This window comes from Burkholderia sp. Bp9004 (genome assembly GCF_003858025.1).
GTDB lineage: Bacteria > Pseudomonadota > Gammaproteobacteria > Burkholderiales > Burkholderiaceae > Burkholderia > Burkholderia diffusa.
Genome location: NZ_QTQD01000013.1, coordinates 150,590 through 176,777, shown reverse-complemented (window position 1 = coordinate 176,777; position 26,188 = coordinate 150,590). Strand labels below are relative to the sequence as shown.

Annotated in this window: 27 protein-coding genes; 10 read left to right on the top strand and 17 right to left on the bottom strand. The window is 66.5% G+C overall.

The annotated features are described in order from the left end of the window. The 3 genes from DIE08_RS16900 to DIE08_RS16890 form a co-directional block, all read right to left on the bottom strand. The coding region (locus tag DIE08_RS16900) for an FAD-dependent oxidoreductase (RefSeq protein ID WP_113048188.1) at positions 1-158 on the bottom strand (158 nt) is incomplete at its 3' end. Positions 159-192: 34 nt separating this feature from the next. Then, positions 193-1,983 carry an acyl-CoA dehydrogenase gene (locus DIE08_RS16895; RefSeq protein WP_124902595.1) on the bottom strand — a complete coding sequence of 597 codons (1,791 nt, stop codon included), beginning with the start codon at positions 1,981-1,983 and terminating at the stop codon, positions 193-195. Then, the gene (locus DIE08_RS16890) at positions 1,973-2,287 is read right to left on the bottom strand and encodes a hypothetical protein (protein ID WP_124902594.1); all 315 of its coding nucleotides are present in this window, start codon (positions 2,285-2,287) and stop codon (positions 1,973-1,975) included. The genes DIE08_RS16895 and DIE08_RS16890 overlap by 11 nt, the downstream gene beginning before the upstream one ends. A 157-nt stretch (positions 2,288-2,444) precedes the next feature. Here DIE08_RS16890 and DIE08_RS16885 point away from each other — a divergent pair, with 157 nt between their 5' ends. From DIE08_RS16885 to pntB, 3 genes are all read left to right on the top strand, one after another. Beyond that, positions 2,445-3,035 carry a dimethylsulfonioproprionate lyase family protein gene (locus DIE08_RS16885; protein WP_124902593.1) on the top strand — a complete coding sequence of 197 codons (591 nt, stop codon included), beginning with the start codon at positions 2,445-2,447 and terminating at the stop codon, positions 3,033-3,035. Between the two features lie 453 nt (positions 3,036-3,488). After that, positions 3,489-5,090 (top strand): Re/Si-specific NAD(P)(+) transhydrogenase subunit alpha, encoded by a 1,602-nt coding sequence (locus tag DIE08_RS16880; protein ID WP_124902592.1) that lies wholly within the window; start codon positions 3,489-3,491, stop codon positions 5,088-5,090. Positions 5,091-5,103: 13 nt separating this feature from the next. Beyond that, positions 5,104-6,519, top strand: coding sequence for a Re/Si-specific NAD(P)(+) transhydrogenase subunit beta (gene pntB / locus DIE08_RS16875; RefSeq protein WP_124627120.1), 1,416 nt, complete (start codon positions 5,104-5,106; stop codon positions 6,517-6,519). Between the two features lie 128 nt (positions 6,520-6,647). Here the strand turns inward: pntB and DIE08_RS16870 are convergent, their stop codons facing one another. The 12 genes from DIE08_RS16870 to DIE08_RS16815 all read right to left on the bottom strand — a co-directional run bounded on the left by DIE08_RS16870 (position 6,648) and on the right by DIE08_RS16815 (position 17,474). Further along, entirely contained in the window at positions 6,648-7,085 is a 438-nt protein-coding gene (locus DIE08_RS16870; RefSeq protein WP_124627122.1) for an Lrp/AsnC family transcriptional regulator, read from the bottom strand. Beyond that, positions 7,082-8,011, bottom strand: a complete 930-nt coding sequence (locus DIE08_RS16865; protein WP_124902591.1) for a homocysteine S-methyltransferase family protein — start codon at positions 8,009-8,011, stop codon at positions 7,082-7,084. The genes DIE08_RS16870 and DIE08_RS16865 overlap by 4 nt, the downstream gene beginning before the upstream one ends. A 104-nt stretch (positions 8,012-8,115) precedes the next feature. After that, positions 8,116-9,285 (bottom strand): PLP-dependent aspartate aminotransferase family protein, encoded by a 1,170-nt coding sequence (locus tag DIE08_RS16860; protein WP_124902590.1) that lies wholly within the window; start codon positions 9,283-9,285, stop codon positions 8,116-8,118. Positions 9,286-9,329: 44 nt separating this feature from the next. After that, positions 9,330-10,025, bottom strand: coding sequence for an ABC transporter permease (locus DIE08_RS16855; RefSeq protein WP_124902589.1), 696 nt, complete (start codon positions 10,023-10,025; stop codon positions 9,330-9,332). A 13-nt stretch (positions 10,026-10,038) separates the two neighbouring features. Next, positions 10,039-10,722, bottom strand: a complete 684-nt coding sequence (locus DIE08_RS16850) for an ABC transporter permease (protein ID WP_244111988.1) — start codon at positions 10,720-10,722, stop codon at positions 10,039-10,041. A 66-nt stretch (positions 10,723-10,788) separates the two neighbouring features. After that, on the bottom strand, positions 10,789-11,568 hold the full coding sequence (locus DIE08_RS16845; RefSeq protein ID WP_124902588.1) for a transporter substrate-binding domain-containing protein: 780 nt from the start codon (positions 11,566-11,568) through the stop codon (positions 10,789-10,791). A gap of 31 nt (positions 11,569-11,599) precedes the next feature. Further along, positions 11,600-12,397, bottom strand: a complete 798-nt coding sequence (locus DIE08_RS16840; protein ID WP_012366578.1) for an ABC transporter ATP-binding protein — start codon at positions 12,395-12,397, stop codon at positions 11,600-11,602. Between the two features lie 80 nt (positions 12,398-12,477). After that, positions 12,478-13,908, bottom strand: coding sequence for an aldehyde dehydrogenase family protein (locus tag DIE08_RS16835; RefSeq protein WP_124902587.1), 1,431 nt, complete (start codon positions 13,906-13,908; stop codon positions 12,478-12,480). Continuing rightward, a complete protein-coding gene (locus tag DIE08_RS16830) occupies positions 13,905-14,984 on the bottom strand; it encodes a homoserine dehydrogenase (protein ID WP_124902586.1) in 1,080 nt (359 codons plus the stop codon). The genes DIE08_RS16835 and DIE08_RS16830 overlap by 4 nt, the downstream gene beginning before the upstream one ends. A 150-nt stretch (positions 14,985-15,134) precedes the next feature. Next, positions 15,135-15,632, bottom strand: coding sequence for an Lrp/AsnC family transcriptional regulator (locus tag DIE08_RS16825; protein WP_012366581.1), 498 nt, complete (start codon positions 15,630-15,632; stop codon positions 15,135-15,137). 31 nt (positions 15,633-15,663) lie between these two features. Next, complete coding sequence (locus tag DIE08_RS16820; protein WP_260436535.1) at positions 15,664-16,242, bottom strand: hypothetical protein; 579 nt, start codon at positions 16,240-16,242, stop codon at positions 15,664-15,666. A gap of 329 nt (positions 16,243-16,571) precedes the next feature. Further along, positions 16,572-17,474 carry a LysR family transcriptional regulator gene (locus DIE08_RS16815; RefSeq protein ID WP_124902584.1) on the bottom strand — a complete coding sequence of 301 codons (903 nt, stop codon included), beginning with the start codon at positions 17,472-17,474 and terminating at the stop codon, positions 16,572-16,574. A 99-nt stretch (positions 17,475-17,573) separates the two neighbouring features. Here DIE08_RS16815 and DIE08_RS16810 point away from each other — a divergent pair, with 99 nt between their 5' ends. From DIE08_RS16810 to DIE08_RS16785, 6 genes are read left to right on the top strand one after another with little or no spacing between them, the layout of a single operon-like run. After that, a complete protein-coding gene (locus tag DIE08_RS16810) occupies positions 17,574-18,524 on the top strand; it encodes a ketopantoate reductase family protein (protein ID WP_124902583.1) in 951 nt (316 codons plus the stop codon). Continuing rightward, positions 18,521-18,913, top strand: a complete 393-nt coding sequence (locus DIE08_RS16805) for a VOC family protein (protein ID WP_124902582.1) — start codon at positions 18,521-18,523, stop codon at positions 18,911-18,913. Before DIE08_RS16810 ends, DIE08_RS16805 begins: the two co-directional genes overlap by 4 nt. A gap of 2 nt (positions 18,914-18,915) precedes the next feature. Beyond that, complete coding sequence (locus tag DIE08_RS16800; protein ID WP_124902581.1) at positions 18,916-19,374, top strand: MaoC family dehydratase; 459 nt, start codon at positions 18,916-18,918, stop codon at positions 19,372-19,374. Beyond that, a complete protein-coding gene (locus tag DIE08_RS16795) occupies positions 19,374-20,594 on the top strand; it encodes a CaiB/BaiF CoA-transferase family protein (protein WP_124902580.1) in 1,221 nt (406 codons plus the stop codon). The genes DIE08_RS16800 and DIE08_RS16795 overlap by 1 nt, the downstream gene beginning before the upstream one ends. Beyond that, entirely contained in the window at positions 20,594-21,427 is an 834-nt protein-coding gene (gene aroE / locus DIE08_RS16790; protein ID WP_124902579.1) for a shikimate dehydrogenase, read from the top strand. Before DIE08_RS16795 ends, aroE begins: the two co-directional genes overlap by 1 nt. A 19-nt stretch (positions 21,428-21,446) precedes the next feature. Next, entirely contained in the window at positions 21,447-21,863 is a 417-nt protein-coding gene (locus tag DIE08_RS16785; RefSeq protein WP_260436534.1) for a type II 3-dehydroquinate dehydratase, read from the top strand. A gap of 90 nt (positions 21,864-21,953) precedes the next feature. On the opposite strand, the gene DIE08_RS16780 is transcribed toward DIE08_RS16785, so the two are convergent. Continuing rightward, positions 21,954-23,123 carry an AraC family transcriptional regulator gene (locus DIE08_RS16780; protein WP_124627147.1) on the bottom strand — a complete coding sequence of 390 codons (1,170 nt, stop codon included), beginning with the start codon at positions 23,121-23,123 and terminating at the stop codon, positions 21,954-21,956. Next, entirely contained in the window at positions 23,123-24,757 is a 1,635-nt protein-coding gene (locus DIE08_RS16775) for an AMP-binding protein (RefSeq protein ID WP_124902578.1), read from the bottom strand. The genes DIE08_RS16780 and DIE08_RS16775 overlap by 1 nt, the downstream gene beginning before the upstream one ends. Positions 24,758-25,077: 320 nt before the next feature. Here DIE08_RS16775 and DIE08_RS16770 point away from each other — a divergent pair, with 320 nt between their 5' ends. Next, entirely contained in the window at positions 25,078-26,178 is a 1,101-nt protein-coding gene (locus DIE08_RS16770) for an AraC family transcriptional regulator (protein WP_124902577.1), read from the top strand. Positions 26,179-26,188: the final 10 nt, after the last annotated feature.

Here is a 26,188-nt window from a genome sequence, read left to right as displayed (position 1 = left end):
TCGAGCACGCACACGCCGATCTCGGTGCCTTTCTCGGCAGCCAGCTGCTTGAGCCGGATCGCCGCCGACAGCCCGGCGGGGCCGCCGCCGACGATCACGACGTCGTATTCCATCGATTCGCGCGGGCCGTATTGCGCGAGCAAGTCCTGTGTGGTCAAAATCCTGTCTCCTCCTGCGCCCCGACCGTTACGGTCAGAACTGGTCTTCCGTCAACGCGAGCACGCTCTCGCTACCCTTCGCGCCGACGATCGACGCTTCGAGCCCGCCTGCCTGCACGAGAACGTGTTCCGCGTAGCATTGTGCGATCGCGATCTTCGCATCGAAGAACGCCGTGTCGCTCGCGCGGTTCGCGTGCGCCGCCAGCAGCGCGCGCGCCATCTGCCATCCGCACAGCACCACGCCGGCCAGCTTCAGGTACGGCACGCTGCCCGCGAACACCGCGTTCGGGTCCTGCTTCACGTTCGCGACCACGTAGTCGACCACCGTCGACAGCGAGCGCGCGCCTTTCTCTAGCTGCGCCCTCATCGACGCGGCCGCAGCGCCGTCCACCTTGCCGAGCGCCGCGACGGTCTCGCCGATCTCCGCGATCAGCGCCTTCGCCACCGCACCGCCGTCGCGCATCGTCTTGCGGCCGACCAGGTCGTTCGCCTGGATCGCGGTCGTGCCTTCGTAGATCGCGAGGATTCGCGCGTCGCGGTAGTACTGCGCGGCGCCGGTTTCTTCGATGAAGCCCATCCCGCCATGCACCTGCACGCCCAGGCTCGCCACGTCGTTCACCATCTCCGTGCTCCAGCCCTTCACGACCGGCACCAGATATTCGTAGATTGCCTGATGACGCGTGCGCGTCGCCTCGTCCGAATGGCGGTGGGCAATGTCGCTGTGCGCGGCTGCCACGTAGGCCAGCGCCCGCGCGCCTTCGGTCAGCGCGCGCATCGTGCCGAGCATGCGGCGCACGTCCGGGTGATGGATGATCGTCACCGACTGCTTCGCCGACCCGTCGACCGGGCGGCTCTGCACACGCTCCTTCGCGAATGCCGCGGCCTTCTGGTACGCACGGTCGGCCACGCCGATCCCCTGCATCCCGACGCCGAAGCGCGCCGCGTTCATCATGATGAACATGTATTCGAGGCCGCGATTCTCCTCGCCGACCAGGTAGCCGACCGCACCGCCGTGGTCGCCGTATTGCAGCACCGCGGTCGGGCTCGCCTTGATCCCGAGCTTGTGCTCGATCGACACGCAGTGCACGTCGTTGCGTGCGCCGAGCGAGCCGTCTTCGTTGACGAGGAACTTCGGCACGATGAACAGCGAAATGCCCTTCACGCCTTCCGGTGCGTTCGGCGTGCGCGCCAGCACCAGGTGGACGATGTTGTCCGCCATGTCGTGCTCGCCCCACGTGATGAAGATCTTCGTGCCGAACACCTTGTACGTGCCGTCGCCCTGCGGCTCGGCACGCGAGCGCACCAGCGCCAGGTCCGAGCCGGCCTGCGGCTCGGTCAGGTTCATCGTGCCGGTCCATTCGCCCGAGATCAGCTTCGGCACGTAGCGTTGCTTCTGTTCGTCGGTGCCGGCCGTCAGCAGCGCCTCGATCGCGCCGTCGGTCAGCAGCGGGCACAGCGCGAACGACAGGTTCGACGCGTTCAGCATCTCGATGCACGGCGTCGCGATCAGCTTCGGCAGCCCCTGGCCGTCATATTCGGCCGGGTGCTGCAAACCTTGCCAGCCGCCTTCGACGAACTGGCGGAACGCGGCGCCGAAGCCGGGCGTCGCCGTCACGACGCCGTCCTTCCAGCTGCTCGGGTTGCGGTCGCCCTCGACGTTCAGCGGCGCCAGCACTTCACCGCAGAATTTCGCGGATTCGTCGAGCACGGCCTGCGCGGTGTCGTAGCCGGCTTCCTCGAAGCCCGGCAACTGCGCGACGGTGTCGATGCCCGCGAGTTCCTTCAGCACGAACAGCATGTCCTTGACAGGGGCGTTATAGCTCATGGTCGATGTTCCAAATCAGGCAGTGAATGAGGCGCGCGGCCCGGGCGGCTGCGGCAAAACCGGCCAGCGCCAGGCGACGTCGTGGCCCATCGTAATGCCGTGCCGGCGGTTTTCCATTGTCATATCCGGCCCACATGGTGACAAAACCGGCCACGCGATGCGCGCGGCGATGGCGAAAACGGGCGTCCGGGCGGCGGGTTCGGATGCCGATTGCGGCACAAACGACGCGCAATCCGCGTGCCGGCCCGATGGGTTGGCTGGCGACTCGAATCGCCGGCGAAGCCGACGACCGGGCGTTGATCATGGAAAGTCGCCGACGGCGCCTCGGGATGGACGGAAGTCGCGGCGGGCACATGGCGGCCGGTGCCAAATCGGCCGCCCTTTTTCGCTGTCCGGGCCGGCAGGTTTCTGCGTAGACTTTCGTGTCATCAGGCCAAGCGAGCGCGGGAGCAGAAACCAGAATGAGTGTACGCCCGAAAGACATCGCGGATTTCGTCCGGGTCGCCGGCGATCTGTTCGAGTCGGACAAGCTTCCACCCGCCGCGCGCGCATTCGCGCCGCAAGTATTCGCACGGCTGCAGACCCCGTCGGACAACGGAACGCGGCGCTCGGTGCGATACCCCGCATGCGAATGGCTCGACCCGGCGCTCGAGTCGGTCGCGCGCGTCAGCCCGACGTTCGCCACCGTCGCACGGCTGATCAAGTCGCTTGAACCCGTGATCGGATGGTCGCGTCGCACGTCCGGCAAGGACGGCAGCCCGAACTACATCGACGGGCACGTGAACGGGATGATCTGCGGGCCCGGCGGCGCCGAAAGCCGTGACGACATCCAGCTCGGCTTCTCGTTGATGATGCCCGACGTCAGATATCCGGATCACGGTCACGCACCGGAGGAAGCGTACGTGCTCATGACGGCCGGCGAATTCCGGCAGCGAAACGGCACGTGGTTCGATCCCGGGATCGGCGGCGGGATCCACAATGCGCCTGGCGCACTGCACGCGATGCGCTCCGGCCACGCGCCGTTCCTCGCGACCTGGTGCCTGCTGAATTGATCCGACGATCGACGCGTGATGCCAACGGATTCGCCTGCGACAAGCAGCCGGCCATTGACCAGCCGGTCGGTCGGAATCGCCAATGGGGAGCCGGCCATGGGAACCCGCGCAGGAAGCCGGTTATGGGAAGCCCACGCAGTCCCGCCGCGCGGCTGCGCCGCACCGTGGAAGCGGTGGTCCGATCGCATCGTCAACATCCATTCGGCCGACGCGATATCGCCCGCGCGTGGATAAAACGCAACAGAACACCGGAAAACGCGTTCGACGCATTTGTGTCCCCGATAGCCTCATCGTTATGCGGCATACTCTATCCGCATTCAGCGAACGGTCGTTCTATTTTTGACACAGACCGTCACGCACTCCACTAAACACGCACATGATTCTGGTACCTTGACGCACCGGCCCGAGCGCTTCGCGATGGCCATCACCGATCTATCACCCATCTTTCATACTATGACATTACAGATTGGGATTCCTCTGGAGACAGCCACTCAGGAGCGGCGCGTTGCGTCCGTCCCCGAAGTGGTCGAGAAACTGATCAAGCTGGGTTTTACGGTGGCCGTTCAAAGCGGCGCCGGGGCCGGCGCGAACTTTGACGACGACGCATATCGCGCGGCCGGCGCGAGCATCGCCGCCACCGCCGCCGAACTCTGGTCCGGCAGCGATATCGTGTTCAAGGTCCGCCCGCCGAGCGCCGACGAAGTGGCGCTGATGCGCGAGGGCGGCACGCTGATCGGCTTCGTGTGGCCCGCGCAGAACCCCGAGTTGATGCAGCAGCTGGCCGCGAAGCGCGCCACGGTGCTGGCGATCGATTCGCTGCCGCGCACGCTGTCGCGCGCGCAGAAGATGGACGCGCTCACGTCGATGGCCAGCATCAGCGGCTATCGCGCCGTGATCGAGGCCGCGCATGCGTTCGGCCGCTTCCTGAACGGCCAGGTCACGGCAGCCGGCAAGATCCCGCCGGCCAAAGTGTTCATCGCCGGCGCCGGCGTGGCCGGGCTGGCCGCGATCGGTACCGCCGCGAGTCTCGGCGCGATCGTGCGCGCGAACGACACGCGCGCCGAGGTGGCCGATCAGGTCAAGTCGCTGGGCGGCGAGTTCGTCAAGGTCGACTACGAAGAGGAAGGCTCGGGCGGCGGCGGCTACGCGAAGGTGATGAGCGAGGGCTTCCAGCAGGCGCAGCGCGCGATGTACGCGCAGCAGGCGAAGGATGCCGACATCATCATCACCACCGCGCTGATCCCCGGCAAGCCGGCGCCGAAGCTCATCACCGCCGAGATGGTGCAGTCGATGAAGCCCGGCAGCGTGATCGTCGACATGGCCGCCGAGCAAGGCGGCAACTGCGAGCTCACCGTGCCCGGCGAGGCGGTCGTGCGCCACGGTGTGACGATCGTTGGCTATACCGATCTCGCGTCGCGCCTGTCGCGGCAGTCGTCGACGCTGTATGCGACGAACCTGCTGCGCGTGATCGAGGAGCTGTGCAAGGCCAAGGACGGCACGATCAACGTCGACTTCGACGACGACGCGATCCGAGGCCTCACCGTGATCAAGGAAGGCAACGTCACCTGGCCGCCGCCGCCGATCAAGCAGGCAGCCGTCGCGCCCAAGCCCCCGGCAGCCGCACCCGCGGCGGCCGCCCCGGCGAAGTCGAAAGGCCACGGCCACAGCGGCGAGCCGATGTCGGCCAAGGCGCTCGCGATCGTATTCGCGATCGGCGCGCTGGCATTCCTGCTGGTCGGCCAGTTCGCGCCGGCCAGCTTCCTGTCGCACTTCACGGTGTTCGTGCTCGCGTGCTTCGTCGGCTACATGGTGATCTGGAACGTCACGCCGTCGCTGCACACGCCGCTGATGAGCGTGACCAACGCGATCTCGTCGATCATCGCGATCGGCGCGCTCGTGCAGGTCGCGCCGCCGCTGGGCGAACTGGCCAACGCGGGCGACCGCCCGTCCGGGCTGATCCTCGGCCTGGCGGTGGGCGCGCTCACGCTCACGGCCGTCAACATGTTCGGCGGCTTCGCGGTCACGCGGCGCATGCTGGCGATGTTCCGCAAATAAGGGGACGACAACAATGACTTCCAACCTGACTACCGTCTCCTATATCGGCGCCGCGATCCTGTTCATCCTGAGCCTCGGCGGCCTCGCGAACCCCGAAACCGCGCGCCGAGGCAACCTGCTCGGCATGATCGGCATGCTGATCGCCGTCCTGGCCACCGTGGCCGGTCCGCGCGTGTCGGCCGCGGGCATTCCGTACGTGATCGCCGCGCTCGTCGTCGGCGGCGCGGTCGGCCTGTACGCCGCGAAGAAAGTGCAGATGACGCAGATGCCGGAACTGGTCGCGCTGATGCACAGCCTGGTCGGCCTCGCGGCCTGCCTGGTCGGTTTCGCGAGCTATATCGACACGTCGCTGCAATTCACCGGCGCGGAGAAGGCCATTCATGAGGTCGAGATTTATGTCGGCATCCTGATCGGTGCCGTCACCTTCGCGGGCTCGATCATCGCGTTCGGCAAGCTGTCGGGCAAGATCGGCGGCAAGCCGCTGCTGCTGCCGGCGCGGCACTGGATGAACCTGGCCGCGCTGCTGATCGTGATCTACTACGGCCGCGCGTTCCTGCATGCCGAGACGATCCAGGACGGCATGCTGCCGCTCGTCGTGATGACCGTGATCTCGCTGCTGTTCGGCGTGCACATGGTGATGGCGATCGGCGGCGCGGACATGCCGGTCGTGGTGTCGATGCTCAACAGCTACTCGGGGTGGGCGGCGGCGGCCACCGGCTTCATGCTCGGCAACGACCTGCTGATCGTGATCGGCGCGCTGGTGGGCTCGTCCGGTGCGATCCTGTCGTACATCATGTGCCGCGCGATGAACCGCAACTTCATCAGCGTGATCGCGGGCGGCTTCGGCAGCGGCGCGGGCGCACCGGCGGCAGCCGGCGGCGGCGCGGCGCAGCCGGCCGGCGAGGCGGTCGCGGTGAGCGCGGCGGAGACGGCCGAGCTGCTGCGCGAAGCGAAGCGCGTGATCATCGTACCCGGCTATGGGATGGCCGTTGCACAGGCCCAGCACACGGTGTTCGAGCTGACGAAGCTGCTGCGCGAGAAGGGCGTCGACGTGCGTTTTGCAATCCACCCGGTTGCGGGCCGCATGCCGGGGCACATGAACGTGCTGCTGGCGGAAGCGAAGGTGCCGTACGACATCGTGCTGGAGATGGACGAGATCAACGGCGACTTCCCCGAGGCCGACGTGTCGATGGTGATCGGCGCGAACGACATCGTGAACCCGGCCGCGCAGGACGATCCGTCGAGCCCGATCGCCGGCATGCCGGTGCTGGAAGTGTGGAAGGCGAAGACGTCGATCGTGATGAAGCGCAGCATGGCGTCCGGCTATGCGGGCGTCGACAATCCGCTGTTCTACAAGGACAACAACCGCATGTTGTTCGGCGATGCGAAGTCGATGCTCAATGAAATCTTCGGTGCACTGAAAGCCTGAGTACGGCCACGCGCGTGGAGCGGGCAGCAAGCCGCTCCAGCGCCGCGTGGCTTCGATACGCCGACACGCACGCCGAACCGGGCAACGAGCAGCTCCCCACCTGCCCTTTTCCCATTGCGCCGGTTTAGTCAGCGCTTGTGGACAACGGAGTCGAGCACGAAACTGGTCGTCATGTTTTGCACGCCGTCCAGCGCGCTGATCGTTGCCCAGATGTCGCTGATGCGCTCGTGTGTGGCCGCCTCGATCTGCACCAGCAAATCGACCTCGCCGCTGAGGACCGCGCAATCGCGCACCTCGGCGATCCGCTCGAGCGCGGCGAGCACGTCGGCGCCGCGCATCCGGTCCTTGCGATACACCAGCATCACGGCGCGTACCGGCACGACATCGTCGGGCACTGCGAGCCGCACCGTATAGCCGGCAATGATGTTCAGCGCTTCGAGCCGGTCGATCCGGTTCCGGACCGCCTGCCTGGACAGACCGATCCTGTCGGCCAATACCGCGAGCGGAATCCGCGCATCGGCACACAACGCGTCGATTATCTTCTGGTCCAGGCCGTCGATCTTCATTGTCCGAATCCGGTGTACCCGGCGCCGCGCGCATCGACCGCGTCGCGCAATGCCGCGATGTGGCCGGGGCCGATTCCGCAACACCCGCCGACAATCCGTGCGCCCAGCGCAAGCCACTGCTCTGCCCATCCTGCATAGCCGGGCGGATCGATGTCGCCGCGCAGGCCGTCGAGTTCCTCGTTAGCGCGCGCATCGGCGCGCTGAGGCGGAAACGCGTTCGCATACGCGCCGATCACGAGCGACGTTCCCGCTCTCTCGAGCGTGCGCTGCGCCGTCTCGATCGCCGCACCCATCACTTCCGGCTGGCTGCAGTTGAACAGCAGCGCGGCCGCGCGCGCGGACACGGCGGCGTCGATCGCTTCGTCGAGCGTCTGTCCCGATCGCAATACCGGCGTGGCGCCCGCATCGACGTCGTCGCGCAGCGTGAACGAGACCCACAGCGGCTTCGGATTCGCATCGAGCGCACGCCGGACCGCGCCGATCTCGTCGGTCAGGCTCTGCGTCTCGGCCAGCCACAGGTCGACATATGGATCTAGCCCATCGACGAGCGTCGCCAGGATCGCATCCGCGCGCGCTGCGTCGAACAGGTCGGGTCGGTAGGAACCGCCGGTCGGCGGAAGCGATCCTGCAACGCGCACGGGCCGCCCCGCGCGGTCTGCCGCTTGCCGCGCGAGTTGCCCGGCAAGTGCCGCGAGCGCGACACCGTCGCGACGGAACCGCTCCTCGCCGATATGGAACGGCACGACCGCATAGCTGTTCGCGGTGATCACGTCGGCACCCGCCGCGATGAATGCGTCGTGCGCGAGGCCGACGTAATGCGGCGCTTCCATCAGTGCGAGCGCCGACCATTCCGGCTGTCTGAACGGCGCGCCCATCCGCGCCAGTTCGCGGCCCATGCCGCCGTCGAGTACCGTGATGTCATGCATAGTCCGTGCTCCGTCGTTGCAATTCACGCATCTCGTACGCGAATCGATTCAAAGGTCGGCGCGACGCGCGTCGGGCGTCGATCGAGCGTGCGCGCGAGTCCGTGTCAGATCTGCTCCAATGCCTGCGCGATATCGCTTTTCAGGTCGTCGATGTGCTCGATGCCAACCGAATAGCGGATGAAATTGAGCGGGATGTCGGCAGCGCGCATCTGCTCCGCCGACATCGTGCCCGCCCACATGGACGCCGTATGGATCGCGAGCGAATCGACGCCGCCGAGATTGCCTGCATTCAGCGGCAAGCGCAGCGCCTCGACAAAGCGCTGCGCTTCGCCGTAGCTTCCCCGCACACCGAACGCGACCACGCCGCCGAAACCGCGCATCTGCCGGCATGCGAGCCCATGCTGCGGATGGCTGCGCAGGCCCGGATAGAACACGCGCTCGATCTTCGCGTGCGCTTCGAGGAATTCGGCGAGCGCCTGAGCGTTCGCGTTGATCCGCTCGACGCGCATCGGCAGCGTGCGCAGCCCGCGCAGCAGCAGCCACGCGTCCATCGGCGACAGCACCGCCCCGAGCGTGATGTGCGTATGCCAGATCTGCTCGGCGAGCACGCGGCTCGTGCAGATCACGCCGCCCGTCAGGTCGTGATGGCCGCCCAGATACTTGGTCGCGCTGTGCACGACGATGTCGACACCGAGCCGGTGCGGTTGCTGATTGATCGGCGACGCGAACGTGTTGTCCGCAAGCGTGAGGATGCCGCGGGCTCTTGCGATTTCGGTCACCGCGGCGATGTCGGTCACGAGCAGCAGCGGATTGACCGGCGACTCGAGCACGATCAGCCGTGTGTTCGGCCGGATCGCGCGATCGAACGCGGACACGTCCGTCTGGTCGACGAACGTCACCTCGACGCCGAACCGGCGCAGCATGTCGTCGAGCAGCTTCGTGGTGCTCATGTAATGACGCGTCTGGCCGACGACGTGATCGCCGGCCTTCACGACACTGAGGATCGCGGTCGCGATCGCGCCCATTCCGGATGCCGTGACGAGCGCGGTCTCGGTGCCCTCGAGCTCCGCCATGATCGCCTTCACGCGCTCGTGAACCGGATTGCCGTAGCGGGTGTAGTTGCGCGGATGCTGCGGCACGCTCGACATCTCCGCGAATTCCTCGCTGCCGGCTGCCTTGAATACCGCCGAATAGTGGATCGCCGGCGCGACCGACTTCTCGTCGGTCACGTCGCGGTCCGCAGCGAGAGCCAGCGTTTCAAGTTTGTATCCCATGTCGTCCTCGGATCGTTCGTTGTGTCGCGTTCATGCGGCGCCGGTCAGGCACGCACGCTGCCCAGATGGCGATTCAGCAGACCTTCGACGCGTTTGAGCGCGGTCGAAAGCACAGCCGTGATACCGACGTACACGATGCCGGCCAGCATCAGCGCGTCGGTCGTATAGGTTTCGATGGAGATGCGTCGCGCGACACCGGTCAGGTCGAGCACGGTGATCGTGCTGGCAAGCGCGGTCGACTTCAGCTGCAGCACGATCTCGTTGCCGAGCGTCGGTGCGACGATGCCGATCGCGCGCGGCACGATCACGAACCAGGTGAGCATGAAGCGGCTCATCCCGAACGCGAGCGCGGCTTCCTTCTCGCCGGCGGGGACGCCGGCGATCCCGCCCCGGATGTCTTCCGCCATGTAGGCCGCGAGATTGAGCGTCAGCGCGCACAATGCACACGAGAACGATCCGCCGACCAGCAGCCACAGAGGCGACGCACGCACGATCGAGAACTGCGCGAGCCCGTAATACAGCACGAAAATCTGCACCAGCAGCGGCGTGCCGCGAAACACCGACATGAACAGGCGGCTCGGTGTCGACAACCACCGGCACGCCGACGTGCGCGCGACAGCCAGCGGCACCGCGAGCGCGAACGCAAGGGTGCATGACAGCACCAGCAGCTCGAGCGTGGTCCATATGCTGCGCGCGACGTCCGGGCCGGACTGCTCGATAAGGGAAAGAAAGTCGTTCATCACATGGCCCTCTTCAGGTGCGTTTTGCGTAACCGCGGCCCGCGATGCGCTCGAGCCACGCGAACACGGGGTTGGATGCGGCGAGAAAGCCGAAATAGACGATTCCGACCGTCACGTAGAAGACGAACGGCTGCTTGGTGAACTGCGCGGCGATGTTGGCCTTGCGCAACATGTCCTCGAGCCCGACGATCGACACCAGCGACGTGTCCTTCAGCAGGTTCTGCCACATGTTGTTCAGGCTCGGCAGGCAGATGCGCCATGCCTGCGGCAGCCGCACGTACCACAGTGTCTGCAGGCGTGTCATCCCGTACGCGCGCGCGGCCTCGATCTGTCCGGCCGGCACCGCGATGAACGCGCCGCGGAACATCTCCGACGAGTAGGCGCCGAACACCACGGCGAGCGCGATCACGCCGGCGGAGAACGGACTGATGACAAGGGCGCCATCGAATTGCGCGTTGAGCAGATGCGACAGCCCGAAGTAGCAGATCAACAGGATCAGGAACTCGGGAATGCCGCGCAGGAAATTGGTCAGCGCATAGGTCGCATGCCTGAGCCACCCCAGGCTCGACAGTTTTGCCGACGCACCGGCGATGCCGAGCAGCATGCCGACGCACAGCGCGGCGACCGCAAGCTCCAGCGTGACGAGCGCGCCAGCCGCGATCTGCGCGCCGTAGTTCATCAAGATGTCCATCGTCATGTCGCTCCGTGTAAGACGCGGATCGCGCAGGCCGCCGTCCGGCGCCCGCGCGGTGCCGATGCGCGGTTATTGCGGCGCGATGCTGAACGGGAAATAGCGCTTGTTGGCCGCGGCGAACGTGCCATCCGCCTGCACCTGCGCGATGCCCTTGTCGAACAGCGCCTTCAACGGCGCGTCGCCCTTGCGTACCGCGATCGCGGTGCCGTCGCCGAAGATCTCCGCATCGGCGATCGGCTTGCCGACGAAGTCGAAGCCCTCCTTCCTGCCGGCCTTCGTCAGCCAGTCGTACGCGACCGTGTTGTCGGCAAACACCGCATCGACGCGCCCGGCCTCGAGATCGAGCCACGCCTCGTCGAGCGTCTGATAGACCTTCACGTTGATGCCCGACTTGCTCGCCGGCAGGCGGCGGCGCAAATAGGATTCGTGCGTCGATGCCGTCTGAACCCCGATCGTCTTGCCACGCAGCGTGGCGGCGTTGTCCGTGATGCCCGAGCCCTGCTTCGCGACGAGCTGCACGGGCGCCGTCGTGAAAATGCGCGTGAAGTCCACCGACTGCTCACGCTCCGGCGTCTTCGACATTTGCGCGAGCACCGCATCGATCTGCTTCGCCTTGAGTGCAGGAATCAGCGCGTCGAAATCCATCGTCACCCACTGGCACTTGACCTTCATCGTGTCGCACATCTTCTTGCCGATGTCGATCTCCATGCCCTGCAGCTTGCCGGATGCATCCTTGTATTCGAACGGCGCGTAATCGGCGAGCGTGCCGACCCGCACGACCTGCTCGGCATGCGCGACCGAACCGAGCAATGCCGCGCCCACGCACAGCGACTGAAGCAGCTTTTTCATGATTTCCCCTCCGGTTGACGTTGAATCCGCATCAGATGATGCTGGACAGAAACTTCTGGAAACGCGGCGATTTCTGGCTCGCGAATACCTCGTCGGGACTGCCGTCTTCCTCGATTCGTCCCTGGTGGACGAACACGACGCGGTTCGCGACTTCGCGCGCAAATCCCATCTCGTGCGTGACGACGAGCATCGTGCGTCCCTCGTCCGCCAGCGAGCGCATCACCTTCAATACTTCGCCGACGAGCTCCGGATCGAGCGCCGACGTCGGCTCGTCGAACAGCATCACGTCGGGGTCGGTCGCGAGCGCTCGTGCAATCGCGACGCGCTGCTGCTGGCCGCCCGACAGCTGGTTCGGATAGTGTTCGCACTTGCCGGCGAGCCCGACCCGTTCGAGCATCGCAATCGCCTTGTCGCGGGCGTCGCGCTTCGGCACGCCGAGCACGCGCACCGGCACGAACATCACGTTCTGCAGCACGGTCATGTGCGCCCAGAGGTTGAACTGCTGGAACACCATCGCAAGCTTGCGGCGCACGCGCATCACCTGCCGTGCGTCGGCCGCGACGAGCGCGCCGTCGCGGCCTGCCCGTTTCAGCGCGAGCGTTTCGCCATTCACGCAGATCCGGCCACGGTCGGGCATTTCCAGCAAGTTGATGCACCTGAGGAACGTACTTTTTCCCGACCCGCTGCTGCCGAGGATCGACACGACCTCATGATTCTTCGCGGTCAGCGAGATGCCCTTCAGCACCTCGACACCGCCGAACGACTTGTGAATATCCTCGACCACCAGCGCGTCCGCCGCCGGTTTGCATGCAGGAATTGCTGCTGGCATCCTCGACTCCTTCTTCGATACGTTGCTCACACCGCTCCGGTTCGCGCCGTGCCGGCCCGCGAGGGGCCCGCGCTTGCGCATCAGCTCGACAGCCGCCGGTTGCGCCTGAAGCAGACCACCTTCGGCTGCGTCATTTCCGTCATCGCGAATCGAACGCCTTCGCGACCCAGCGACCCATGCTTGAATCCGCCGAACGGCATGCCGTCGAAGCGGTAATCGGACGAATCGTTGATCATCACGCCGCCCGCCTGCAGGCGCTCGGCCGCGCCGAGCGCCACCTCCAGGCGGTTGGTGAACACGCCTGCATGCAGGCAGCTCTCCGACGCGTTGGCCGCGTCGAGCGCCTGCTGCAGGTCGGTGAATTTCTCGATGGTCACGACCGGCGCGAATACCTCGTCGGTCCATACACGCGCGTCGTGCGGCACATCCGCGAGCACCGTCGGTTCATACAGCGCCCCGCGCCGCCGATGGCCGGTCAGCACCGTCGCACCGCCCGCGACTGCTTCGTCGACCCAGCGCGCGATGCGGATCGCCTGCTCCTCGCCGATCATCGGCCCCATGTCGGTCGCATCGTCCAGCGGATCGCCGACGACCATCCTGCCGGTCAGTTCGACGAAATAACGCACGAACGGCTCGTACGCGGCCTCGGCGACGAAGATCCGCTGCGTGCCGATGCAGTTCTGTCCCGCCGCCCAGAACGCGCCCGACACGCACGATTCGGCGGCATCCTTCAGGTCGCAGTCGGCCATGACGATCACCGGCGCATTTCCGCCCAGGTCCATCGCGATCTTCTTGAGCCCCGCGTCGCGCGTGATGGCTTCGCCGGTCTGCGGGCCACCGGTAAAGGTCACCATCCGGATCCGCCGGTCGCGCACCAGAGCGGACGCGATATCCGCGCCGCCATGCACGATCTGCAGCGCGGCGCGCGGCGCACCGGCATCCCACAGGACCTCGACGAGCGCCTGTGCGGACAGCGGCGCGAGCAGCGAGGGCTTCAGGATGACCGCATTGCCGGTCGCGATCGCCGGCCCGAGCTTGTGTGCGACGAGGTTCAACGGGTCGTTGAAGGGCGTGATCGCGAGAATCACGCCCAGCGGCTCCAGCGTGTAGTAGCCGCTCCGATCCTCCGAGCCGGGATACCCGTCGAACGGGATCGTCTCGCCGTTGAGTCGTTTCGCTTCCTCGCCCGACAGGCGCAGCGTGTTCACGCAGCGCGCGACTTCCTTGCGGGCCTGCCGCAGCGGCTTGCCCGCTTCGAGCGCGATCGTGCGTGCGAACGTCTCCGCTTGTGCCTCGACGCTCGCGGCTGCGCGAAACAGGATGTCGGCCCGCTGGCTGCGCGGCATGGTTGCGGCCGCGCGCGCGCCGTCGAGCGCGCGCTCGACGAGGACCGGCGCCGCATCGGCTCGCGACAGACGAACCTGGCCGACGATCGAGCCGTCATACGGCGACCGAACATCGGCTACGCCGGCTGCCGTGCAGTCGCTCATCACCGCATCGCGCGCGCTCATGCCGTCACCTCGTGCGAGGCTGCACCAATCCTGTCCGCCAGTTCGATCAGGTCGGAGAGGATCGCGAACGCCGTTTCCTCGCGGCCTGCACCCGGCCCGCTGATCGTCACGCCGCCGAGCACGTCGGTGTCGAACGTGATCGCATTCGTCACGCCGCTCGCGGCAAGCAGCGGATGGCCGGCCGGCAGCTTGCGCGGTTCGACGCTCGCGGTAACGGTGCCGTCCGGATGGCGGATGGCGGATCCGATCAACCGCCAGGACGTGCGCTCCGCCGCCGCTGCGCGCACGTCGTGCTCCGTCAGTTCCACGATGCCGCGGCACGTCACGTCGCCACGCTTGAGGCCGGCATTCCACAATGCGTTCGCCAGAATGACGACCTTCAGCTGTACGTCCGAACCGTTGACGTCAGCCGCCGGGTTCGCCTCCGCATAGCCGCGCTGCTGCGCATCCCGGATCGCCGCATCGAAGCTCGCGCCGGCCTCGACCTCACCGAGCACGTAATTCGACGTGCCGTTCAGGATGCCGGCGAAGCCGTGGATGTCGCAGCCGCGCAGCGAGGTCGCGAGCTGCCGCAACACCGGCGTGCCGCTCATCACCGTGCCCTCGTACATCACACAAGCACCCGATTGCGCGGCGATCCGCGCCAGTGCCGGCTGCGCGAGCGCGATCGGCCCCTTGTTGGTCGTGATCACGTGCTTGCCGCATTCGAGTGCGGTCCGGCAATGCGACAGCGCGGGCTCACCGGTGTTCGGATCGGTGAAGGTCGCCTCGATGACGACATCCACGTGTTCCGACGCGATGGCCTTCAGCACCGCGCCAAGGCCGACGTCCGGCGACACCAGCGTGCCGGGATCGCGACGCAGCGCTTCGGCATCGACGCCCCGCCGAGCGGTTTCGTCGAGGACGTCCAGCGCGATACCGCGAGGATTCGTCGCGATCCCGAGCCGCAGGTCGGCAACCATCGTCACCGATACGTCGAGTCCCGCCGCACCCAGCATCGCACGCTTCTTTTTGAGCAAATCGACCAGTCCCTGATTGACTCCGCCGAAACCGACCAGTGCCAGTTTGAGTTTCATCTTGATCTTCTCCTGTTCATTGACGACACGACACAGGTTAGTTATGCGAATCGATTTTCAAATTAGGCGTTTCGCCCGATTCAAGTCATCATCCGTTGCGGTTTGTCATGCGGGACGGACGGATCGCCCGTCCCGCGCGAAACAAGTACGTCAGGTGGCCGACGGTTCGTCGTCGCCGTCCTTGTCGACCGGCACGAACAGCCCGACCTTGACCGCGCTCAGCACGACATTCGTGTTGATCCGGCGGATCATCGGATTGCTCTGCATGATCCGCGCGGACAGCCGGTCGTACGCCTCGACATCGTGCGCGGTGATGATCGCGATCAGGTCGACGGAGCCGGTCACGTAGTAGATCTGCTGGATTTCGTCATGCGCCTTCGACCACTCGCGGAACCTGGCGACCGTCTCGTAGTTTTCGCGTTCGATCTCGATTGCCGCGATGAACGTCATCGGCCTGCCGACCGCCGCGCGATCGACCACCGCGATTTCCGCCGAAATGATCTTTTCGGTGCGCATGCGCTTCAGCCGCTTTTGTACGGCCGACGTGGACAGGCCGATTCGTTCGGCAATCGCATCCGCAGTCGCGGTGCAATCGCGCTGGACGATATTCAGGATCTTGCGGTCGAAGGAGTCGAGTGCGTCGGTCATGGCGTGGCCTGCCGGAGAACGGGTGCTTGTGTCAAAGATAAAAAGGGCGCGCCGATCTGAGCCCGACCAGATGCCGGACACGGTCGAACGCGGTGACGAGCGTTTCGCGCCACTGCGCCGCCGGCCCGCAGATACGTACCGGTGCGAAATGGATCGTATCCACGCCCGCAGGAATTCGGAACGGACGCTCGATGCCATCGTCCGATTCGGTCACGAGTGCAGTGCCGTCGACTTCGGTCAGGCTCATCATCAGATGGGCGGATGCGGTCGCACCGAGCAAGTCGCGCAGAGGTGACGCGTTCGCGCACAACTGTTCGAGCAGCGGCAACTCGTACGCGCCGGGCCACCATGTGTCGTGCTCGTCGAGCCACGGGCCGACGCCCGGCATGCCGACCATCTCGAGGATCCGGTCCGCACCGAGATGCGCATAGGCGCGACACCGGCCGGCCCCGTCGGTCGAAGCACGCGCCAGCCAGCCGCCGGCGCTCGGGACAGGGTCCGTCAACACGACGTTCGCGGGCTTCAGTCGGCCGAGCACTTCAGCCGCGCTTGCAGCGGACCGGTGCCCTTCGCGGGACTGCTGCGCGTGCTCCGGGACGATCCTGCACACCCACTTGGGACCATCCTGCAAGGCGGCGGGGACGTCGCCGGCCCGGACTTGAGCGGTTCGCCTGCGGGCGTGTTCAACGATGACGATTGGCGTGTCCGGCATACAACTCTCTCGTGCTTGCGGGGCCGCGTCGCAGCGATGCTGGCGCGCTTCATGGTTTGGCCGACGATGTTGGGGCTGGAGAAATCATATCGCCTCGATGCGACTAAAAAAATCTCAACCGCATCGAACATCGACGCAAAACGTCGAAAAACACCGCTTGACGGACGTTTCGCATCAAGCCAGACGCCGGCCAGTCCGGCGTCCCTCGCGAACGCCAGAGCCGCAGGTCACTGCGACGCACCGAACAGTTGAATCACGACGCCGCGCAGCCACCGGTTGCCTGCCTCATGGTGATATCGCGCATGCCAATGCTGCCGTACCGCAAACCCGTCGACCGCGATCGGACACGCATGAACCGCCAGATCACTCGCCTGAGCCAGTGTCTGGCCGATATGACGGGGTAGCGTCGTGATCAGGTCGGTCGTCTGGACGATCGCACCCAGACCCAGAAAACCCGGCAATTCCAGCACCACGTCTCGCTCGATGCGCGCCTGCCGCAGCGCCTGTTCGAGGAGTTGCGCCCCGGTTCCCGCGGTGATGGCGACATGTCCTTCGGAACGATACTGCTTGGCCCCGAGGCGGCCGCGAATCCTCGGATGATGCCGGTTGGCCAGACATACCCAGTCCTGGTCGTACAGCTTCTGCTGATAGATGCCGCCACCCAGCCACGGCACATACCCGATCGCGAGATCGGCTTCGCCGGATTCGAGCGCGCGTTCCGTATTGCCGTCGATCCGTGCGACTTCCAGCCGGACGCCGGGCGCCTGCGCCCGGACATGGGCCAGCAGCCTTGGAAGCAGCGTGATGTGGCTCGCGTCGGTCACGCAGATACGAAAGCGTCGCTGGGCCGTCGCTGGGTCGAACGCGATCTCCCATGCGGTGAAGCGCCGAAGCGATTCGAGAATTTCCCGGCATGGCCCGATCAGCGCGTCGGCTTGCGGTGTCGGCGCCATGCCGCCGGGTGTCCGGATGAAGAGCGGATCGTGCAGGTGTTCCCTCAAGTGGCCGAGCCAGATGCTGACCGTCGGCTGGCTCTGGCCCAGTTGCTCGGCGACGCGCGTGACGCTGCGCACGTCGTACAGGAGATCGAAAAGCTGAAGCAGCTTCAGGTCGGGCAGATCGGCGGGCATCGTGGCGTTATTGTCCTTGGCAATGATGCCATTGTATCCATTGCATTGTCGGCATGAGCGGCGACTCCTATCGTGATGCCATACGTCAAGGAGAAGCCATTGAAAATAGCAATTCTGGGCGCTGGCGCGCTGGGCTGCGCGATCGGCGCCACCCTTACCCAAGGCGGCCACGAGACCTGGCTGATCGACCGCTCGCCCGCACACGTCGATGCGATGCGCCGTGACGGCCTGCGCGTCGACGACGCGGGCGGCACCCGCCACGTACGCGTCCACGCGACGACTCAGGCTGCCGATGTCGGCGTAGCCGACCTGGTGGTGGTGCTGGTCAAGTCGTTCCACACCGACGCGGCCATCCGCGGCGCCCAATCGCTGGTGGGTCCGGATACCGCCGTGCTGTCGCTGCAGAACGGCCTCGGACACGAGGACATCCTGATCGACGTCGTCGGCCGCGAGCGCGTGCTCGCGGGCAAGACCTACGTCGGCGGCGTGCTGCGCGGCGCGGGCCATATCGAATCCGGCGTGATCGGCAAGTACACCTATATCGGCGAACTCGACGGCCGCATCACGGCGCGCGTGCAGGCAATCGCCGCCGCGTTCGATGCCGCCGGCCTCGCCACGACGATCAGCGACAACATCGTCGGCACGATGTGGGACAAGCTGCTGGTGAATGTCGCGACGGGTGCGCTGACCGGCCTTACGGGCCTCACCTACGGGCAGCTTTACGATGAGCCGCTGCTGAAGGCGACGTCGCTCGCAGCCGTGGCCGAGGCGATCTCGGCGGCGCAGGCGGCCGGCGTCAAGCTGTCGATGACCGATCCGGAACAGGCCTGGACGCTCGCCGCCGAGGGGCTCCCCGCGACCTTCAAGACGTCGATGCTGCAAAGCCTGGAGAAAGGCTCGATCACCGAAATCGACTTCATCAACGGTTCGGTCGTGCGCTGGGGGCAGCGCTACGGCGTGCCGACCCCGGTCAATGCAACGCTCGTCGCCTGCATCAAGGGGCTGGAACGCGCGATGGCCGATCGCCAACGGCAGGAGGCCGTCGCATGAATGCCACGAAAGCCTATCTCGAACACGTCGCGATCTGGGTGAAGGACATCCGCTGGCACATCCGCTTCTTCGAGGAAGTGCTCGGCATGACCCTGCGCGAAGTGGACGGCACGCTCGACGCGCCGCGGCAGTACTGGACGCTCGGCGGCCTGCAGTTCATCCACGCGCCGGACCACGATGGCCCGGAAGGCCGGCTCGCGCATCTCGGCGTGATGTGCGAAGACCTGGAAGCCGCACTGGCCGAGGCACAACGGTTCGGCGTGTCGGAAATGCCGCAAGGGCGGAACTGGCTGCGCCTGCCCGACGGGCTCGCCGTCGAACTGATCCAGGCCCGGCCGGCTTCCTGCGTGGCGCAGGCACTGGCGATCAACCCGCGCGCGGAGGCATGACCATGACGATCGTCGAGAAATACTGGGACGACGCCCGCGAGGGTGACACGTGCACGAGCCCGAGCTACATCGTGACCAAGGAACGCATTCTCGCGTACGCCGACCTCACCGGCGACCATACGCCCGTCCACGTGGACGAGGAATACGCCAATGCGAGCCATTTCGGGTGCCTCGTCGCGCACGGGCTGTTCGGCTTGTCCATCGCCGACGGCCTGAAGACGCAGAGCGACTATCGCTTTCTGCCAGGCATGTCGCTCGGCTGGAGCTGGGATTTCCTGCTGCCGATCAAGGTCGGCGACGTGCTGCACGTGAAGTTCCGCGTCGGCTCGATGCGGGCCAGCAAGAGCCGCCCGGATTGGGGCATCGTCGTGCTGCCGTCGGAGCTGATCAATCAGGACGATCAGGTCGTTCAACGCGGCGAGCATCGCCTGATGGTGCCGCGCCGCCCGGAGGCACTGTAATGCAGGCTCGCCCACTCGAAGGTATTCGCGTCGTCGACTACAGCCACTTCCTTGCCGGTCCGTATGTCGGGCGCTGTCTCGCGGCGCTCGGCGCCGAAGTCATCAAGGTCGAGCGCCCCGGATCCGGCGACGCCGGACGCCAGCACGCGACCGTGCTCGACGACCAGCAAAGCGGCTACTTCCTGCAGCTCAACATGGGCAAGCGCGGCGTGAGCGTCAACATGAAGGACGCGCGCGGCAAGGCGTTCATGCAACGGCTGTGCGACTCCGCCGACGTGTTCATCGAGAACTATCGGCCGGGTGCACTGGACAAGCTCGGGCTCGGCTATGCCGAATTGTCGGCGCGCAATCCGGGCCTCGTCTACTGTTCGATTTCGGCGTACGGGCACACCGGTCCGGACGCGCATCGCGCGGGCTTCGGGCTGATCGCGGAAGCCAAGAGCGGAATCATGCAGATGGTGGGCACGCCGGGCGAGCGGCCGCCGCTGCTGCGCATCTCGCTCGGCGACATGTACACCGGCATTCATGCGGTCGCGGCCATCAACGCCGCGCTGCTGGGGCGCGTGAAGAGCGGCCGCGGGCAACACATCGACATGGCGCTGTACGACACGCTGGTATCGATGCACGAATATGCGGTGCAGTGCTACACGCTGCAGGGCGTGCTGCCCGAGCAGACCGGGCACGACATGCCGACCTCGACGCTCTATGGCGTGTTCCGTGCCGCGGACGGCGATCTCGTGATCGCCGCACAAGTCGACGACGCGTGGAAACGCTTCGCCGGGCTGATCGCGACGCACGGCGGCCCGTCGGACTTCGGCGCCGACACACGGTTTCACGACAGCACCGGGCGCAACGCGCACCGCGCGGAGATTCTGTCGGTGGTCGAGCCGTGGGTGGCCGCGCGTTCCGTCGCGTCGGTGCTCGAACTGCTCGACGGCATCGACGTTCCGTGCGCGAAGGTGCAGCGCATCGACGAGGTATTGAACGATCCGCAGATCCAGGCGAGAGGCATGGTCGTCGAGCAACAGCATCCGCGCTACGGGACGCTGCGCCTGCCCAACCTGCCGTTCCGGTTTTCCGATTGCGATACGACGATTCGCGACGTCGCGCCCGATCTCGGGCAGCACAACGCGGAAGTCGCGCACTCCCTCGGGTTCGATCCGGCCGAAATCGACGCAATGCAGGCCGACGGCGTCCTCTATTCAAAAGCGAGCCAATGATGACCGACCCATACGCGGTGATCGGCAATCCGATCGGGCACACGAAATCCCCACTGATACACGGCCTCTTCGCGCAGCAGACGCGTCAGGACATCAGCTATACGCCCATCGAGGGGCCCGTCGAGCCGGCAGGCGCTTTCGCAGCCGCGGTTCGTGCCTTTTTCGAAGGCGGCGGCAAGGGCATCAACGTCACTGCGCCGTTCAAGCTCGACGCGTTCGCGATGTCGGACGAACGCAGCGAGCGGGCGCAGCTCGCGGGCGCGGCCAACGCGCTCAAGTTCGACGGCGGCCGCATCCTGGCCGACAACTTCGACGGCATCGGCCTGGTTCGCGATATCGAGGCGAACCTCAATCTGCCGATGGCCGGCAAGCGTGTCCTGATGCTCGGTGCGGGCGGCGCGGCACGCGGCGCGCTTTTGCCGTTTCTCGAAGCCGGACCGGCGGAACTCGTCATCGCGAATCGCGACGTCGACAAGGCGCGCGCCCTGGTCGCGCAGGTTGCCGGACGCGGTCCGCTCGTTGCCGGCGGCTACGCGGACCTCGCACGGATGGGGCGTTTCGACCTGGTCGTCAATGCGACGTCGGCGAGCCTGACCGGCGACCTGCCGCCGGTCCCGCCGAGCGTGTTCAGTCCGGCCGGCACCGCCTACGAACTTGCATACGGCAAGCGTCTGACGCCGTTTCTGCGGCTCGCGAAAAACGCAGGCGTACACGGCATTGCGGATGGTGTCGGCATGCTGGTCGAGCAGGCGGCCGAAGCGTTCGCATGGTGGCGCGGCGTACGCCCCGAGACCAGTTCGGTGATCGATCGGCTGGCCGTGCCCTTTGATTGAACACGCGATGGAGATTCGCATGAAGAAGATCCTGATGCTGCACGGCATCAATCACAACATGTTCGGCAAGCGCGACCCCGCACAGTACGGGACGATCACGCTCGCGCAGATCGATGCACGGCTGCAAGGGCTGGCGGAGGAACTGGGTGTACAGGTGGAATCGTTCCAGACGAACGGCGAAGGCGCGATGTGCGAGCGCATTCATCGCGCTTTCGAGGAACGGCAGGATGCGGTGCTGATCAACGCCGGGGCATGGACGCATTACAGCTACGGCATTCGCGATGCCCTTGCCATCCTCACGCGCTCGCCCTGTCCGTCGAATTCGTCGAGCGCGACGCGACGCCGCTCGCTCGTGACGGCGAACGACGCAATGTGGACGATCTTCGCAATGCGCCATTCCCGATACGCAAAACGCAACTGCATGCCGCACACATGATGACACGTGACGACGGGGAGCCGTCCATGGGAGCGCGCGAAGGATGCCGGTTATGGGAGCGGGATTGAAATCGGGTTCGAAAAAACCGCACTACGTGCGCCGCCGGTAAGTCCCCGGCGTGCTGCCCGTCCAGTGGCGGAACGCGCGATGGAACGCGCTCGGATCGTCGAAGCCGATATCAGCGCCGATCGCGGCGATCGTGTCGAGCGTATCGGTGAGCCGCTGGATCGCGATGTCGCGCCGCAGTTCATCCTTGAGCGCCTGGAACGTCGTGCCTTCCGAGGCCAGGTGGCGGCTCAGCGTGCGCACCGAACAATGCAGATGCTCGGCCGCCTGGTCGATCACCGGCAGGTCGGGCAGCGCCGCCGACAGGTATTGCCGCACGCGATGGCACACGAGCTGTTCGCTGAACGATTCGAAGATCCAGTCGCCGGGCGCGCGCGCGAGGAACTTGCGCAGGTTGCGCTTGCTTTGCCGGATCGGCGCGTCGAGGTAGTCGGCGCTGAAGCGCATCAGCGTGCGTTCGCAGTCGAACTGCACGGAACCGGTGAAGAAGTACAGGTGCTCGACCGCATGGCGCGGCCGCGGGCACGCGAACTCGATCTTCAGCAGCGGGATCTTCTGCCCGATCAGCCAGGAACACACGCCGTGCACGAGCTTGAGCATCAATTCCTGGCCGAGAGCGCCGATCGGGCCGACGGCCGGGTTCGGCCGCAGCAGCACCTGCGCGACGAGGCCGTCGCGCTTCGATTCGACGAAGAAGTCGTCGAGCAGGATATGGAAGAACTGGCCGAAACGATGCAGCGCCGTTTCGAGGTTGCGCGCATCGAGCAGGCTCAGGCACAGGTACTTCAGCGTGCCGCCGCGCAGCGGGCGCGAGAAGATGCCGGGCATCTCGTCGTCGAGGTCGATCGCGAGCGTGCGGTACAGCGTCGAGAACTGCTCTTCCGTCACGCGCGCATGCGGCTCGCCGAGCAGCTCGAGCGGGATGCCGGCCCCGCGCAGGTAGCGCTCGACCACGTCGCGGCGCGCGCCGGCGCTCGCCAGAAAACCGTTGACGAGCGAGATCGGCACCGTCGCGCTCGGCGACGGTAGCGCCTGCCCGGGCCGGGCGGAAGGTGAGTCTGAACCGGTCATCGCGTCCCCGTCGGTCGAACCGCTCGCATTGTACTTGAGCGGCCCGGACCGGGCCTTCGGGGCCTTCGGGGCTTTCGGCGTGCCGGCCCGCGCGCCGACGGGCGCGCGGCGCTTCGGCGCCATCAGTCGGCGCGGCTGAGTTCCCGGCGCAGGATCTTGCCGACCGTCGACTTCGGCAGCCGATCGACCAGGCGGATCAGCTTCGGCACCTTGTAGGCCGCGAGGTTCGCGCGGCAATGCGCGACGATCTCCGCTTCGGTGACGGCCGCATCCGGCGCAAGCACCACGAACAGCTTGACGGCCTCGCCCGTGCGCTCGTCCGGCACGCCGATGCATGCACATTCGGCCACGCCCGCCAGCGACGTGGCCGCGGCTTCCACCTCGTTCGGGTACACGTTGAAGCCGGACACGATGATCATGTCCTTCTTGCGGTCGACGATCTTCAGGAAGCCGGCCGCGTCGAACACGCCGATGTCGCCGGTGCGGAAGTAGCCGTCCGCGGTGAACGCGGCCGCGTTCGCTTCCGGCTTCTGCCAGTAGCCGCCCATCACCTGCGGCCCCTGCACGCAGATCTCGCCCGCTTCGCCGATCGCCACCTCGCGATCCTGGTCGTCGAGCAGCTTCACGTCGGTCGACGGCAGCGGCAGGCCCGTCGTGCCGGTGAACGCGTCGATCGACTGCGGGTTGAACGTGACCACCGGCGACGTTTCCGACAGCCCATACCCTTCGCGGATGAAGTTGCCCGTCACCGCCTTCCAGCGCGCGGAGATCACGTCGATCACCGCCGCGCCGCCGCCGGCCGACAGCTTCAGCCGCGACCAGTCGACCTCCTTCAGCCGCGGATGGCCCGCGAGCCCCGCATACAGCGTGTTGACGCCGACGAACACCGACGGCCGCGCCGCCTTCAGCACGTCGATGAAGCCGTCCATGTCGCGCGGGTTCGCGACGAGCCAGTTCTCCGCGCCGATCGCGAAGTAGGACAGGAAGTTCACGGTCAGCGCGAAGATGTGATACAGCGGGATCGCCGTGACGACGACCTCCTCGCCCGGCTGACGCGCGGCAGGCACGATCGCCGCGAACTGCTCGATGTTCGCGACGAGGTTGCGGTGCGACAGCGCGGCACCCTTCGACAGCCCGGTCGTGCCGCCCGTGTACTGCAGCAGCAGCAGATCGGCGCTGCCGAGCGCGACCGGCTCGAAGGCGAGCGATTCGCCGGCGGCGATCGCGTCCGCGAGCGGGATCGAGCCGGGCGGCAGCGCGTCGCACGCGCCGGCCGGCGCATCGACGACGCCGAGATCGCCGCGCCCGACGCTCAGCACGGTTCGCATGCGCGTCTTGCCGACCACGTCGGCGAACGTGCCCATCGATCCGCCGCACACCACGGCCACCTCGACGCCCGCGTCGTTCAGCTGGTGTTCGAGCTCGTGCGCGGTGTAGAACGGGTTCACGTTGACCTGGATCGCGCCGATCCGCGCGAGCGCGACGAACGTCACCGGAAACGCGAGCACGTTGGGCAGCATCACGGCCACGCGGTCGCCCTTGCGCACGCCCACGACCTGCTGCAGGTATGCGGCGAGCGCGGCGGACAGGCGGTCGACGTCGGCGTAGGTCAGCGTGCGGCCGAATGCACGGAACGCGGGGCGATCGGCAAAGCGGCGCATCGCTTCGTCCAGCAGCGCGGTTACGGAAGGATGGCGATCGGCATCGATCTCGGCGGGGATCGAGCCGTACGAGCCGATCCAGTGTCTCTTCGTCATGTCCTGCTCCTCGGGGGACGGCGCCAGGCAGCGCCGTTCGCACGGCGGCCCGCGCACCGGATGCGCATGGGCCGTCGCCTGACCGACGACTATCGCCCGCCAACGGTGCTTTGAAAATGATCCGGGCGGTCGAAAAGATGATCGAAACGGACACGCGGACGCGCGGCGCACCGCCAGCCACGGCTAGCGCTCGCGCGTCGGTTTGCCGTTGTCGGGCCGTGCAAGGCCATGTGCATCAGGGTGAACCCTATGGCGCGCCCGCGCGTTCCGGCGCAAAATCGCGAACCCGGAACGGTATCGAATCGGACGCAGAACCAGCCATGCCGCGCAGTGCGCTCTTGACCCCGACGGCCGCCGGCGCTGCCCCGCTGCCGGACGCCCCGCTCGCCCACGCGTTGCGCGAGAAGCGCTTCTCGCCGGCCAAGCTGGCCGTGCTGGTCGGTGTCGCCCAGGAACTCGGCCTCGACCCGACCGCCGTGCTCGACGGCACCGGCCTGTCGCCGGACGCCGTCACCGACCCGTTCACGCTCACATCGCAACTGCAGTTCCTGACCGCCGCGCGCAACGCGATCGGCCGCTATGACGGCACCGATCTCGGCGTGCGCGTCGGCCGCCGGCTGCATGCGTCGAGCTACGGAATGTACGGCTACGCGATGCTGTGTTCGGAATCGCTCGCGCATGCGTTCGATTCGGCAGTCAAATATCACCAGCTCGCGAACGGGATGCTCGCGATCCGGTGGGTCGAACAGGGCGACACCGCGTCGTGGCTGTTCCCGGATCCGCATGAAACCGCACTGCCCGAGCCGGACCTGCCCCTCTACCGCTTCCTGATCGACATGCAATTCGCGCTGCACGTGACGATCATCAAGGACGTGATGGGCGCGTGGTGCGTGCCGGCCCGCGCGCAGTTCGCGCAGCCGCGACCGCCGCATGCGGCGCTGCTGTCCGATGCGCTCGAATGCCCGATCGCGTTCGACCAGCCGCACCATGTGTTGAGCTACCCGGCCGCGTGGCTCACGCGCGCGCCGCAGCTCGCGAATCCGATCACCGCCGCGCAGGTGTCGTCGCACTGCGCGCGCCTGCTCGACGAATTGCGCAGCCAGGCGGGCGTCACGCGGCGCGTCTACCATGAACTCACGCGCACGCCCGGGCAGTTTCCGGACATCGACGCGATCGCCGACACGCTGTGCATGACGTCGCGCACATTGCGCCGCAAGCTCGACGCCGAAGGCACGTCGTACAGCGAGTTGCTGACGAGCGTGCGCAAGGCGCTCGCGATCGACTACCTGAGCACCACCACGCTCAGCACCGAGGACATCGCGCTGACGCTCGGCTTCAGCGACGCGGTGGGATTCCGCCACGCGTTCAAGCGCTGGACCGGCACGACGCCGAGCGACGTGCGGCGCAAGCGCGGCGCGTAGACGCTACGCA